Here is a 12,937-nt window from a genome sequence, read left to right as displayed (position 1 = left end):
GTTGCAGCCGCATGACAAGCAGGAAGGCGCGGCCGGAGGATTGGAGTCTAAATGCGGCTATTTAAGGGGGGGTTAACACGCGGTAAACATTCCCCTGTCGCGCCGTTCCTTCGGCCCTGCGATGAGCCAGCGCGCTCCGGCGCGTGATGGATACCGTCCTACTGGCAGAGATCCGCCCACTCGGCATTGGTCAGTTCCGCCATGCGGCCGGGCGCAATGTGGACCGCCGAATTGGTGGCGCCGGCGGCGGGCACGACCTGGTCGAACGATTTCAGCGACACGTCGCAATAGACCTTGAGGGGTGAGGGCAGGCCGAACGGACAGACGCCGCCGACCGGATGGCTGGTGACCTCGACCACGTCTTCCGGCCCCAGCATGCGCGGCTTGACGCCGAAGCGGTCCTTGAACTTGCGATTGTCGAGTCGTCTGGTGCCGGCGGTCACCACCAGCACGACGTCGTCGCCGATCCTCAGGCAGATCGTCTTGGCGATCTGGTCCGGTTCGACGCCATGAGCTTCGGCGGCAAGCGTTACGGTCGCCGAACTCGCATCGGTGACGATGACGTCGATGTCGGGGGCTTTTTCGGCAAAGAAGGAACGGACGGACTGGAGGCTCATGGGCCTAATTTATCCGCAGCTGTCATCGACAGGCAAGCCTCGTCCGAGAAGACCCCTTGATAAGCAGGTCCGGGCTTCCCATTTGAGGTCCAACAAATGCTGCGGCCGCTACAAGATGGTTGCAGCGTTTCGGATCAGGAATGAGCGAGGCGTTAACCTTTCGTTAATCACTTCAGGTCATTCTAATGATCATGGGACGCGCGCCGATGCCGAGAGGCTGAGGCCAATGTCCGGAAATGCGCATTGCTCGTTTCCGCCCCTGACCACGGATGTACTGGCACGGGCGTCGAAACGGCAGAGGAAAGGTCGGGTAACTCCCGGCCTTTTTGCGTTTTTGCCCTCGCGGACCATCGGCCTCCCTGTGGGCCTCGAAGGCGAGGCGCGCTGCCACAAGGGACAGCGCGCTACTTCCTGGTCAGGCCGAAGCGAGTGCATCCAGGATGCGGATCCACGAGCGGATGCCCTTGTGGAACGAGTTCAGGTCGTACTTCTCGTTCGGCGAATGAATGCGGTCGTCGGTCAGGCCGAAACCGACCAGCAGCGAGTCCATGCCGAGCATCTTCTGGAAATCGCCGACGATCGGGATCGATCCGCCCATGCCGATGACGACGGCCGGCTTCGGCCATTCGTCGGAAAGCGCGTTCTTGGCCTTGGTCAGAACCGGCGAATCGTAGGACAACTGGATCGCCGGCGAGCCGCCATGCTCATGGAAATCGACCGAGCAGTCGGCCGGGATCTTCGAGCGGACATAGACGCGGAAGCTCTCGCGGATCTTCGCCGGGTCCTGGTCTCCGACCAGACGGAACGACACCTTGGCCGAGGCCTTGGCCGCAATCACCGTCTTGAAACCCTCGCCGGTATAGCCGCCGGTAATGCCGTTGACTTCCGCCGTCGGCCGCGCCCAGGTGAGCTCGAGCACCGAGCGGCCCTTTTCGCCCGAGGGCACAGACAAGCCCACTTCCCCAAGGAAGCCTTCCGCCGTGCGGCCGAGCGTTTCCCACGATGCCTTGATGTTGGCCGGCGTCTCCTCGACCCCGTCGTAGAAGCCGGCCAAGGTGATGCGGCCGGTTTCGTCATGCAGCCCGGCCAGGATGTCGACCAGGATGTGGATCGGGTTGGCGGCGGCACCGCCGAACAGGCCGGAATGCAGGTCGCGGTCGGCAGCCGTGATGGTGATTTCCTCGCCGACCAGGCCGCGCAGCGCAGCGGCGATCGCCGGCGTCTCGGTGTTCCACATGCTGGTGTCGCACACCAGTGCATAATCGGCCTTCAGCTCTTCGGCATTGGCCAGAAGGAAGGGCTTCAGGGACGGCGAGCCGGATTCTTCCTCGCCCTCGAACAGGATGGTGATCTCGATCGGCAGGCTGCCATGGACCGCCTTGTAGGCGCGGCAGGCTTCGACGAAGGTCAGCAATTGTCCCTTGTCGTCGGAAGTGCCGCGGCCGGTGATCACCTTGCGGCCGGGCTCGATTTCCTTGATTGCCGGGGCGAAGGGATCGTTTTCCCAAAGGTTCAGCGGATCGACCGGCTGGACGTCGTAGTGGCCGTAAAACAGGGCATGCGGCGCGTTTGCCGTCGCGCCGGCGTGATGGGCGACGACCATGGGGTGACCGGGTGTGTCGCGCACCGAAGCCGTAAAGCCGAGCGCGGTCAGTTCCTGAACCAGCCACTCGGCGGCCTTGCGGCACTCTGCCTTGTAGGCCGGATCGGTCGAGATCGAGCGGATACGGACGAGGTCGAACAGCCGGTCGAGGCTCTGCGGCAAGGCCTTGTCGGCGCTGGCAAGCACGGCGGAAATATCGGTCATGGCATTTATCCTGCAAATTTGAAAATCGGCGGGACGATAGACCAAAGGCTTTTGGGATTCGAGGCCGGTCGACATTAAATTTCGTCGTGGGGCGGAGGGTTTCCGCTCACAGCTTGCGGGCGTTGTCGACCGCCCAGCGGATATATTCGAGCATCAGCTCCTTCTCGAAGCGGCGAAATCCGGCAAACAACGCCTGGTCGGCCTCGTCAGCTGCGGAAAGCGCCTCGTCCTTCATGTCGCGTGCCTTGCCGGTGAGGTAAACGAGCTGGGCCCGGCGATCGGTCGGATGGGGGCGGCGCTCGATCAGGCCGTCGCGCTCCATGCGCGACAGCGTATTGGCCATGGTCGCCTGTTCGATGTCCACTCTGTCGAGGAGCTGCTTCTGGGTCAGCCCCTCTTCGTTCCACAGTTCTATCAGAATGGGCAGCTGGCCGGCCGAAAATCCCAGTTTCGCCGCACGCACCTGCAGGGCGCGGGCAAATCCCTTGGCCAGTTGACCGGCGAGATAGGTGGCGGAATCGGAGCGATTTCGGGCCATGCCAATGGGTAAGCCTGTTTGCGGCTTCCCTCAAGAATAAATCGTAGGCGATCTATCTCTGTCTGCGGAGTTCCGATGGCTGGGCGGCGAGGGAAAACCATGGCCGGGACGTGAAGAAGCCGCCATTGCGTGGAGGCGGACGCGATGGCGGCTTCGAAACGAGGGACAAAGGCCCGGAGAGGGGGATAAGGCCTTTGTCCAGTCTGAAGCGGCGGGGGACGAGCCTCTTTCAGACTGCGGCGTGATCAGGCGCCGGTGACTATCAAATGTGCGGTGAAATATGGTTTTTCAAGGGAAGACCGGATTACAAATTCGTAACGTTTCCGTGTTTGCGGCCGGGTTCCCGCGCCAAGTTTATATGGACGCCTCGAACGCCCCGCGCTATCCATGCCGACATGAAAAAAGGCGATCATCTCTTCCTCGTCGACGGCTCGGGCTTCATCTTCCGCGCCTTCCACGCCCTTCCTCCGCTGACCCGCAAGTCCGACGGGCTGCCGGTTGGCGCCGTCTCGGGTTTCTGCAACATGCTGTGGAAGCTGCTGACGGACGCGCGTGACACGAATGTCGGGGTGACGCCGACCCACTTCGCCGTCATTTTCGACTATTCGTCCAAGACCTTCCGCAAGGAACTCTATCCGCAGTACAAGGCCAATCGGTCGGCGCCGCCGGAAGAGCTGGTCCCGCAGTTCGGCCTGATCCGCCAGGCGACCCGCGCCTTCAACCTGCCCTGCATCGAAACCGAGGGTTTCGAGGCCGACGACCTGATCGCCACCTATGCCCGCCAGGCAGAGGCGATCGGCGCCGACGTCACCATCATCTCCTCCGACAAGGACCTGATGCAGCTCGTCACCCCCACGGTCCACATGTATGACAGCATGAGGGACAAGCAGATCGGCATTCCCGACGTCGTGGAAAAATGGGGCGTGCCACCGGAAAAGATGATCGACCTGCAATCGTTGACCGGCGATTCGACCGACAATGTGCCCGGCGTTCCCGGTATTGGCCCGAAGACGGCGGCCCAGCTGCTGGAGGAGTTCGGTGATCTCGATACACTGCTGGCCCGTGCAAGCGAGATCAAGCAGGTCAAGCGCCGCGAAAGCATCATCGCCAATGCCGATCTCGTGCGCCTGTCGCGCCAGCTGGTGACGTTGAAAACCGATGTGCCGCTCGAAATGCCGCTCGATGCCCTGGTGCTGGAAAAGCAGGACGGACCGAGGCTGATTGGTTTCCTGAAGACGATGGAATTCACCACGCTGACGCGTCGCGTCGCCGAGGCTTGCGGCTGTGATGCCTCCGCCATCGAGCCGGCTCCGGTCACTGTCGAATGGGGGCCAGCCGCCCACGGACCGGACCTCGACGCAGCAGTACCGGCAAATGGCGGGGCCTCCGCTCCGTCCGCCGCACCGGTTGAGGCCGGCAAGGCAGCCCAGCTTTCATCACCGACGACCGGCGATCCGAGACCGGCGGATCTGGCCTCCGCGCGCGCGGCAGCGTTCCATGGCGCCAAGATCGACACGACCGGTTACCAGACGATCCGCGACCTCGATACGCTGAATGCCTGGATCGATGCTGCGCGCGAAACCGGCCTTGTTGCCTTCGATACCGAGACGACTTCCATCGATCCGATGCTGGCCGAGCTGGTCGGTTTCTCGCTGGCCATCGCCGACAATGGCCAGCAGTCCGGCTCGACCGACATTCGCGCCGCCTATGTGCCGCTTGGCCACAAGACCGGCCGCGACGACCTGTTCAGCGACGGCCTGAAGCTGGCCGAGGGCCAGATCCCGATGGCGGCGGCGCTCGATGCACTGAAAAGCCTGCTCGAAGACCCGTCGATCCTCAAGGTCGCCCAGAACCTCAAATACGACTACCTGCTGATGAAGCGTTACGGCGTCGTCATCAAGGGCTTCGACGACACCATGCTGATGTCCTATGTGCTGGATGCCGGCAAGGGCAATCACGGCATGGATGGCCTCTCTGAGAAATGGCTCGGCCACACGCCGATCGCCTACAAGGATGTCGCCGGCACCGGCAAGTCGTCGGTCACCTTCGATCATGTCGATATCGACAAGGCGACCGCCTATGCCGCGGAAGACGCGGACGTGACGCTGCGCCTGTGGATGGTGCTCAAACCCCGGCTCGCGGCCGACAAGCTGACGCGCATCTACGAGCGGCTGGAGCGCCCGTTGATCCCGGTTCTCGCCGACATGGAAGAGCGGGGCATCTCGATCGACCGGCAGATCCTGTCGCGCCTGTCCGGCGAACTCGGCCAGAAGGCAGCCGCCTTCGAGGACGAGATCTATGAACTCGCCGGCGAGCGCTTCAACATCGGTTCGCCCAAGCAGCTCGGCGACATCCTGTTCGGCCGCATGGGCCTTCCCGGCGGCTCGAAGACGAAGACCGGCCAATGGTCCACCTCGGCCCAGGTGCTGGAAGACCTCGCCGCCGAAGGTGCGCCGCTGCCGCGCAAGATCGTCGACTGGCGCCAGCTGACCAAGCTTAAATCGACCTATACGGACGCCCTTCCGGGCTTCGTCCACCCTGAGACAAAGCGCGTTCACACCTGCTATTCGCTCGCTTCAACGACGACCGGCCGCCTGTCCTCGTCCGAACCAAACCTGCAGAACATTCCGGTGCGCACCGCCGAGGGCCGCAAGATCCGCACCGCCTTCGTCTCGACCCCGGGGCACAAGCTGCTGTCGGCCGACTACAGCCAGATCGAGCTGCGCGTGCTGGCCCATGTCGCCGATATCCAGCAGCTGCGCCAGGCCTTCGCCGACGGCATCGACATCCATGCGATGACGGCTTCCGAAATGTTCGGCGTGCCGGTCGAGGGCATGCCGTCGGAAGTGCGCCGCCGCGCCAAGGCGATCAATTTCGGCATCATCTACGGCATTTCCGCCTTCGGGCTGGCCAACCAGCTCGGCATCGAGCGGTCGGAAGCCGGCGACTACATCAAGAAGTATTTCGAGCGCTTTCCGGGCATCAAGGACTACATGGAAAGCACCAAGGCCTTTGCCCGCGAAAACGGCTATGTCGAAACCATCTTCGGCCGTCGCGCCCACTATCCGGAAATCAGGTCGTCCAACCCGTCGATGCGCGCCTTCAACGAGCGCGCAGCGATCAACGCCCCGATCCAGGGCTCGGCCGCCGACATCATCCGCCGCGCCATGATCAAGGTCGAGCCGGCGCTCGAGACGGCCGGCCTGAAGGAACGGGCACGCATGCTTTTGCAGGTGCATGACGAACTGATCTTCGAGGTCGAGGACGAGGCGGTCGAGGCCGCCATGCCGATCATCGTTGCGACCATGGAGCATGCCGCCATGCCGGCCGTTTCCATGCGCGTGCCGCTCAAGGTCGATGCCCGCGCCGCGCACAATTGGGACGAGGCGCACTGACGAGCAGGTTCAGATCAGCGCAGTCCGCGCCGCCACATGGTTGCGGATCGTCTGTTTCATCAGGGCGAGCGCAGCACTTGGCTCAACGGCCGCCGGCGTCGTCAGCCCGACCGCACCCCGCGTCTCGCCCATGTCGATCTCCAGCTCGGCCGACCGGCCGCTTTGCAATTCGTCGGCCACCACCCCGCGCGAGATGAACCAGATGGCGTTGTGGCGCGTGACGAAGGCGCGGCCGAAGGAATCGGAGACGGTTTCCACCGTGTTCGGCAGTTCCGGAATGCCGTTGGTCAACAGCAGCCGGTCGACGAAGGGCCGGATGACCGAGTTCTTCGTCGGCATCAGCACGGTGTAGTTGGCCAGCGCCCCGAGCGTGAAGTTGCGTCGGGCGAGCAGCGGGTGGTTCGGTGAAACGATGATCGCCACTTCCTCGCTGTAGAGGGGCTCGAAGCTAAGGCCGGTCATGTGTTCCGGCGCCGCCAGCCGCCCGACCACCAGATCGAGTTCCCCCAGTCTCAGCGAATTGAGCAGGACGCGGTTTTCTCCAGAGACGATGGTGACCTGGCTGCCCGTTCCAATCGCCAGGAATTCGGCCACCGCATCGGGCATGATGGTCGCGGACGCAGTGGGCAATGTGCCGATGCGGACGGGCGGTCCTTCCGATTTGAGCGCCTGGGCAAGCGAGTCCATTCCGCGCTGCACGGCGGCAAGGCTTTCTCCGGCATGTTTCAGAAATACTTCGCCGAAATGCGAGACGCGGATGCCGCGACCGTCCTTCTCCAGCAGAGCCACCCCAAGGATATCCTCGAGTTCCCGCATCGTCCGGGTCACCGCCGGCTGGGTGATCGCCAGTGCATCTGCGGCCTTGCCCACGCTTCTCTGGCGTGCGACCTCAAGGAACGTCTGAAGGTGTCTGAACTTGATCCGCTGATCCATCATTCATGCCAGTTTGATTATGGGTTGGGGAGGAAATATCATTTTACCCACCAAAATGCATCGAATATCGTTTCACCCAGTGAGGAGAATCCCATGGCCTTCGCCACTATCAACGGCATCACAGTTCACTACGAGCTTCTCGGCGAACCCGACGCGAAGAATCTCGTCGTCTTCTCGAACTCGCTCGGCACGGATTTCCGCATCTGGCTGCCGCTGTTCGATGAAATCAGCGAAGATATATCCGTGCTGCTCTACGACAGCCGCGGCCATGGCCTGACCGGCGACGCCGACAAGCCGTTCGACATGGGCGACCTGGTCGATGACCTGATTGCACTGGTCGAGCATGTCGGCATCAAGCGGGCGGTGTTCTGCGGCCTGTCGGTCGGCGGACTCATCTGCCAGGGGGTATGGCAGAAAAGGCCGGACCTGGTGAAGAAGCTCATGCTGTGCGACACGGCGGCCAAGATCGGCACCGCGGACATCTGGAACGCGCGCATCGACGCGATTGCCAAGGGTGGGCTGGAAAGCATAGCCGACAATGTGATGCAGCGCTGGTTCACGCCGGACTTCCACAACGAGCGTGCGGACGACCTCGCCGGCTATCGGCTGATGATGACCCGCCAGCCTGCGAACGGCTATTCCGCCACCTGCGCGGCGATCCGCGACACCGATTTCACCGATGCGCTCGCGACGATCTCCGTCCCCGTCCTCTGCGTGGTGGGCGATCAGGATGGCTCCACCCCGCCGGAACTGGTCGAGGCGATGGCTGGCGCAATCCCGAACGCCCGGTTCGAGATCATCGAGAGCTGCGGCCATATTCCCTGCGTCGAGCAGCCGGAGGAACTGGCCGAACTGCTGCAATCGTTTCTCAAGAAGGCATGAAGGACTGACATGAGCCAAGCCCCGGAAAAGTCTCCCCGCTACCATCAGGGCATGGCGACCCGCCGCAGCGTGCTCGGCGACAGCTATGTGGATCAGGCACAAAAGTCGAAGACCGCCTTCGACGAGCCGTTCCAGGACCTGATCACGGAGGCTGCCTGGGGCCATGTCTGGTCACGACCGACCTGGACCAAGCGCGAGCGCTCGATGGTGACCATCGCGCTGCTCGCCGCCCTTGGCCACCACGACGAGGTGGCCATGCATGTGCGGGCGACGAAGAACACCGGTGCGACGCCCGACGACATCATGGAAGCGCTGCTTCATGTGGCGATCTATGCCGGGGTGCCGGCCGCGAACCACGCGATCAAGATTGCCAGGAATGCGCTCCAGCAGATGGAAGCCGACAGTGAAAGGGAGGAAGGACGATGAACAATATGAAGCCCGAGACGGGGGCATTTTTCCCCCGCGACCGCGAGATGCACCCGCCAGCCTACACGCCTTGGTACAAGACCAGCGTGCTGCGCTCTCCGCAGCGTGCGCTGCTGTCGCTCGAAGGAACGAAGAGCGAGATCACCGGCCCGGTCTTCGGCCACAACATGCTCAACGAGTTGGACAACGACCTGATCGCCAACTATGCCAAGCCCGGCGAAAGCCCGATCGGCCAGCGCATTCTGGTGCATGGCCGCGTCGTGGATGAACGCGGGCGCGGTGTCGCCGGCGCGCTCGTCGAGTTCTGGCAGGCCAATGCCGGCGGTCGCTACCGGCACAAGAAAGATACCTATCTTGCGCCGCTCGATCCCAATTTCGGCGGCGTCGGCCGCACCATCGCCGACGAGGACGGTTACTACTGGTTCAAGACGATCAAGCCCGGCCCCTATCCCTGGCCGAACGGCGTCAACGACTGGCGCCCGGCGCATATCCACTTCTCGATCTTCGGCCACGGCTTTGCCCAGCGGCTGATCACCCAGATGTATTTCGAAGGCGATCCGCTGATCTGGATCTGCCCGATCGTCAAGACGATCCCGGACAAGGAGGCGATCGAGCGGCTGATCGCCCCGCTCGACATGAACGCCACCATGCCGCACGACATGCGCGCCTACAAGTTCGACATCGTGCTGCGCGGCCGTCGCTCGACGCTGTTCGAAAATCGCAAGGAGGGCAACTGACATGGTACAATCACTCGGCTACCTCAAGGAATCGGCCTCCCAGACCGCAGGTCCCTACGTCCATATCGGTTGCACGCCCAGCTTCACCGGCATCGAGGGCGTTTATGAGAAGGATCTCGGTTCCGGACCGCTCTATGATGACAAGACCCGTGGCGAGCGCATCACCATTCGCGGCCGCGTCATCGATGGCTCGGGCACGCCGCTCAAGGATGCGATGGTCGAAATCTGGCAGGCCGACGCCGACGGTTTCTACAACAGCCCGTCGGAGACGCGCGGCAAGGCCGACCCACATTTCCTCGGCTGGGGACGCTGCCCGGCGCACATGGACACCGGCGAATTCGTCTTCCAGACGATCAAGCCCGGCCGCGTGCCGTTCAACGACGGTCGGCTGATGGCGCCGCACATCACGATGTGGATCGTGGCGCGCGGCATCAACATCGGTCTGCATACCCGCATGTACTTCTCAGACGACGCGGAGGCGAATGCCGCCGATCCGGTGCTGGCGCGCATCGAGCACAAGGTGCGCGTTCCGACCCTGATTGCCAGCCGCGAAGGCGACACCTACACGTTCGACATCCACCTGCAGGGTGAGAACGAAACGGTGTTCTTCGACATCTGACCCCTACGCTCCGACGCGGGCGGCGAGCCTCTCCCAGCCTTTGGGAGGGGCGCGCCGTCTTTTAGCGGCTGCGTGCCTTGATCGTTGTTAATTGTTGACGATCGGCGAGTGTTTCGGTGAGGGTGGAGCCTTCGAATTGGAGTGCGTTTGACTTATGGCGTTGACGATGTTGCCTTATCATAACCGCCTGCTCGGCGATGCCGAAGTATCCGCCATGCTGGGGGAGGCGGCGGATCTTGCCGCCATGCTCCGCTTCGAGGTGGCGCTTGCGCGCGCCGAAGCCGCCAGCGGACTGGTGGGCGCCGCGGCTGCGGCGACGATCGCGGACAGGCTGGAGCATTTCCGGCCGGATATGATCCGCCTGACCCAGGCGACGCTGAAGGACGGTGTCCCGGTGCCGGACCTTGTCTCACAGATGCGCCAGGCGATCGGCGGTGAAGCCGCATCGGCCCTGCATTTCGGCGCAACCACACAGGATGTGGTCGACACGGCGCTTGCCCTCAAGCTCAAACCCGTCTTCGCGCTGCTCAAGCAGCGGTTCGAGGCTGTCGACCGTATTCTCGCCGACCTGATCGACAGGTTCGGAGACCGGCCGCTGATGGCCCGCTCCCGCATGCAGGCCGCAATCCTCATCGATGTCGGCGATCGCCTCTCCGTCTGGCGCAAGGCGTTGGCGCAGCTTGCTGCGGCGCTTCCCGCCGTGGCCGACCGGCTGCTGATCCTGTCGCTCGCCGGGGCGGCCGGCACGGCGGAAAAATTTGGTGACAAGATCGATCCGGTACGGGTCGCCATGGCGCAGGAACTGGGCCTGTCGGTGCCGGAATACGTGCCCCATACCGATCGGGACCGCATCGCCGATCTCGCTTCCTTCCTGTCCAGGGTCACGGGCGCGCTCGGCAAGGTCGGCCTCGACATCGCGTTGATGGCGCAGAACGGCATCGACCAGATCGAGATCGCCGGCGCGGGCGGTTCCTCGGCCATGCCGCACAAGCGCAACCCCATCCTTGCCGAAGTGCTGGTGACCCTTGCCCGCTACAATGCCACGCAACTCGCGGGCATTCATCAGGCATTGGTGCATGAACAGGAACGCTCCGGCAGCGCCTGGACGCTGGAATGGCTGATCCTGCCGCAGATGATCGAGGCGACCGCGGCAGCACTCGCGCATGCCGCGTCGCTGCTTGGCTCGGTCGAACGTCTCGGCGATCCCGACTGACTGGCGGGGTCAGCCCCTGGCGCGACCCGCCAGCACCGCCTCGAGCGTCGAGATCAGGTTTGCCCCCGCCTCGGCGAGTGCGCCGCTGTTGTCGATGGTGACGACGTCGTAGTCGCCATCGACAGCGAGGGACCCACGCTTCAGCCGCTCGAGGATTTCTTCCCGGCTTTCACGGCCGCGCGCAACCAGGCGTTCCGCGAGCACCTCCGGCGAAGCCGTGACATTGATGACCAGAAGAGACGGAAACGCCTTGGCCCAGTGCGGCAGCGCCGAACGCGACCCGTTGGCGACCACCAGATGGCCGAGCGCCAGCTTCTCATGCACCGAGGCGGGAATGCCGTAGCTGAGGCCATGGGCGTCCCAGTCGACCGCGAAAGCGCCTTGCTCCCGCATCGCCTCGAACTCGGCGGGCAATACCCCGCGGTGCTGCTCGCCGCCGGAATCGGCCGGCCGCGTGATCACCCGCTGGACGAAATGCACGTCCGGCCGGCCGGCGAAATGTTGCGTCGCCAGGTGGATGAGGCTGTCCTTGCCGGCGCCGCTCGGCCCGACGATGGCGACCATCGTGCCCGCCGAACCCTGTCTCCGCAATCTGCCGGTCCGGCTGTCCATCAAGCGACCCTGCGCCCCTCGCGCCACACCGAGCGCACCACCGGCACGCCATTGTCTCGGCGCACCCGAACCAGGTCGGCCCGCAGACCAGGCGCGATCCGGCCGCGATCGTCAAGTCCGACAGTGCGAGCGGGCGTCGAGGTGACCATGGCAAGCGCCCGGGGCAGGCTGATGTCGTCGAAATCGTCGGCCAGAACAAAGGGCGCATGCAGCAGGCTTAGCGGCACGTAGTCGGACGAAAGGACGTCGAGGACGCCACGACCGGCGAGATCGCGTGCGGCAATATTGCCGGAATGGGATTTGCCGCGCACCACGTTCGGTGCCCCCATCAGCACGCTCATGCCGGCCTGGTGCGACGCATCGGCGGCTTCGAGGCTGGTCGGGAATTCGGCAAGCCGCACCCCGTAGCCCTTGGCCTCCTCGACGTGGTCGAGCGTCGCATCGTCATGGCTGGCGACCGTGATGCCGCGCGCGGCGCAGACACGTGCCAGTGCGTCACGGTGGGGGGCTGCGTATATCGCCGAGGATTCCTGGCGGCGGGCGACGAAATGGGCAAAGGCCTCATCCGACAGACCGCGCTTGGTCTTGTAGTAGAGCGTGTACTGTTCCATCGTCTGGAACTGCCGCTGCCCCGGCGCATGGTCCATCAGCGAGACCAGCCGCACATAAGGGTCGGTCTCGAAATCGGAGAAATGATCGAGCACGTCTGCGGCGGATACTTCGCAACGCAAGTGGATCAAATGCTCGGCGCGCAACCTGTCCGCGCGCTCGGCCGCCTGGATGGCATCGGCCATTTCGCGCATCTCGCCTTTCGCGAAGCCGCCGTCCTCGTCCGAGCCCATGCGCAGGCAGTCGAAAACCGTGGTAATGCCGGCGGTTGCCACCTGGGCGTCATGCGCCTGGATCGCCGAAGTCTTGTCCCAGCGCACGCCCGGGCGCGGCGAGTAGTGCGATTCGAGGTGGTCGGTGTGCAGCTCGACGAGGCCGGCGATCAGATAGTCTCCGGAAAAATCCTCGCCGGCGCGCATAGGGCCTTCCGAAATATCGGCGATGCGGCCGTCGCGGATCTGGACGGAGCCTTCGATGACCTGGTCGTCAAGGACGATGCGGGCATTGGAAAGAATGGTTTCGGCGGACATGCGATCGACTTTCGATGGT

The 12,937-nt window shown here is 63.7% G+C and carries 12 protein-coding genes; 6 read left to right on the top strand and 6 right to left on the bottom strand.

Annotated features, from left to right (window positions below; translation table 11 throughout):
- Positions 1-158: 158 nt before the first annotated feature.
- The 3 genes from DYZ14_RS01510 to DYZ14_RS01500 all read right to left on the bottom strand — a co-directional run bounded on the left by DYZ14_RS01510 (position 159) and on the right by DYZ14_RS01500 (position 2,962).
- The gene (locus DYZ14_RS01510; protein WP_154719027.1) at positions 159-617 is read right to left on the bottom strand and encodes a YbaK/EbsC family protein; all 459 of its coding nucleotides are present in this window, start codon (positions 615-617) and stop codon (positions 159-161) included.
- Between the two features lie 415 nt (positions 618-1,032).
- Positions 1,033-2,424 carry a M20/M25/M40 family metallo-hydrolase gene (locus DYZ14_RS01505; RefSeq protein WP_154719026.1) on the bottom strand — a complete coding sequence of 464 codons (1,392 nt, stop codon included), beginning with the start codon at positions 2,422-2,424 and terminating at the stop codon, positions 1,033-1,035.
- 106 nt (positions 2,425-2,530) lie between these two features.
- Entirely contained in the window at positions 2,531-2,962 is a 432-nt protein-coding gene (locus DYZ14_RS01500; RefSeq protein WP_154719025.1) for a MarR family winged helix-turn-helix transcriptional regulator, read from the bottom strand.
- A gap of 395 nt (positions 2,963-3,357) precedes the next feature.
- On the opposite strand from DYZ14_RS01500, the gene polA reads away from it, so the two are divergent.
- Complete coding sequence (polA, locus tag DYZ14_RS01495; RefSeq protein WP_154719024.1) at positions 3,358-6,357, top strand: DNA polymerase I; 3,000 nt, start codon at positions 3,358-3,360, stop codon at positions 6,355-6,357.
- Positions 6,358-6,366: 9 nt separating this feature from the next.
- Here polA and pcaQ read toward each other — a convergent pair whose 3' ends face one another.
- Complete coding sequence (gene pcaQ / locus DYZ14_RS01490) at positions 6,367-7,293, bottom strand: pca operon transcription factor PcaQ (RefSeq protein ID WP_154719023.1); 927 nt, start codon at positions 7,291-7,293, stop codon at positions 6,367-6,369.
- Between the two features lie 90 nt (positions 7,294-7,383).
- On the opposite strand from pcaQ, the gene pcaD reads away from it, so the two are divergent.
- From pcaD to DYZ14_RS01465, 5 genes are all read left to right on the top strand, one after another.
- Positions 7,384-8,172, top strand: coding sequence for a 3-oxoadipate enol-lactonase (pcaD, locus tag DYZ14_RS01485; protein WP_154719022.1), 789 nt, complete (start codon positions 7,384-7,386; stop codon positions 8,170-8,172).
- A gap of 9 nt (positions 8,173-8,181) precedes the next feature.
- Complete coding sequence (pcaC, locus tag DYZ14_RS01480) at positions 8,182-8,598, top strand: 4-carboxymuconolactone decarboxylase (protein ID WP_154719021.1); 417 nt, start codon at positions 8,182-8,184, stop codon at positions 8,596-8,598.
- On the top strand, positions 8,595-9,335 hold the full coding sequence (pcaH, locus tag DYZ14_RS01475; protein WP_154719020.1) for a protocatechuate 3,4-dioxygenase subunit beta: 741 nt from the start codon (positions 8,595-8,597) through the stop codon (positions 9,333-9,335). Before pcaC ends, pcaH begins: the two co-directional genes overlap by 4 nt.
- 1 nt (position 9,336) lies before the next feature.
- On the top strand, positions 9,337-9,954 hold the full coding sequence (gene pcaG, locus DYZ14_RS01470; protein WP_154719019.1) for a protocatechuate 3,4-dioxygenase subunit alpha: 618 nt from the start codon (positions 9,337-9,339) through the stop codon (positions 9,952-9,954).
- Positions 9,955-10,120: 166 nt separating this feature from the next.
- The gene (locus DYZ14_RS01465; protein WP_232365400.1) at positions 10,121-11,167 is read left to right on the top strand and encodes a 3-carboxy-cis,cis-muconate cycloisomerase; all 1,047 of its coding nucleotides are present in this window, start codon (positions 10,121-10,123) and stop codon (positions 11,165-11,167) included.
- Between the two features lie 9 nt (positions 11,168-11,176).
- Here DYZ14_RS01465 and phnN read toward each other — a convergent pair whose 3' ends face one another.
- Positions 11,177-11,779 (bottom strand): phosphonate metabolism protein/1,5-bisphosphokinase (PRPP-forming) PhnN, encoded by a 603-nt coding sequence (gene phnN / locus DYZ14_RS01460; RefSeq protein WP_232365399.1) that lies wholly within the window; start codon positions 11,777-11,779, stop codon positions 11,177-11,179.
- On the bottom strand, positions 11,779-12,918 hold the full coding sequence (locus DYZ14_RS01455) for an alpha-D-ribose 1-methylphosphonate 5-triphosphate diphosphatase (protein WP_154719017.1): 1,140 nt from the start codon (positions 12,916-12,918) through the stop codon (positions 11,779-11,781). Before DYZ14_RS01455 ends, phnN begins: the two co-directional genes overlap by 1 nt.
- Between the last annotated feature and the right edge of the window lie 19 nt (positions 12,919-12,937).

It is taken from the genome of Ciceribacter sp. T2.26MG-112.2, assembly GCF_900492205.1.
GTDB classification, from domain to species: domain Bacteria; phylum Pseudomonadota; class Alphaproteobacteria; order Rhizobiales; family Rhizobiaceae; genus Allorhizobium; species Allorhizobium naphthalenivorans_A.
The sequence above is the reverse complement of the archived record's forward strand: the minus strand, read 5'-3'. Positions and strand labels throughout refer to the sequence as shown.

Coding starts and splice junctions, on each gene's coding strand:
- DYZ14_RS01465 (WP_232365400.1), top strand. CDS start 10,121: ATGTTGCCTTATCATAACCGCCTGCTCGGCGATGCCGAAGTATCCGCC.
- DYZ14_RS01455 (WP_154719017.1), bottom strand. CDS start 12,918: ATGTCCGCCGAAACCATTCTTTCCAATGCCCGCATCGTCCTTGACGAC.
- pcaG (WP_154719019.1), top strand. CDS start 9,337: ATGGTACAATCACTCGGCTACCTCAAGGAATCGGCCTCCCAGACCGCA.
- polA (WP_154719024.1), top strand. CDS start 3,358: ATGAAAAAAGGCGATCATCTCTTCCTCGTCGACGGCTCGGGCTTCATC.
- pcaD (WP_154719022.1), top strand. CDS start 7,384: ATGGCCTTCGCCACTATCAACGGCATCACAGTTCACTACGAGCTTCTC.
- pcaQ (WP_154719023.1), bottom strand. CDS start 7,293: ATGATGGATCAGCGGATCAAGTTCAGACACCTTCAGACGTTCCTTGAG.
- DYZ14_RS01500 (WP_154719025.1), bottom strand. CDS start 2,962: ATGGCCCGAAATCGCTCCGATTCCGCCACCTATCTCGCCGGTCAACTG.
- DYZ14_RS01510 (WP_154719027.1), bottom strand. CDS start 617: ATGAGCCTCCAGTCCGTCCGTTCCTTCTTTGCCGAAAAAGCCCCCGAC.
- pcaH (WP_154719020.1), top strand. CDS start 8,595: ATGAACAATATGAAGCCCGAGACGGGGGCATTTTTCCCCCGCGACCGC.
- DYZ14_RS01505 (WP_154719026.1), bottom strand. CDS start 2,424: ATGACCGATATTTCCGCCGTGCTTGCCAGCGCCGACAAGGCCTTGCCG.
- pcaC (WP_154719021.1), top strand. CDS start 8,182: ATGAGCCAAGCCCCGGAAAAGTCTCCCCGCTACCATCAGGGCATGGCG.
- phnN (WP_232365399.1), bottom strand. CDS start 11,779: ATGGACAGCCGGACCGGCAGATTGCGGAGACAGGGTTCGGCGGGCACG.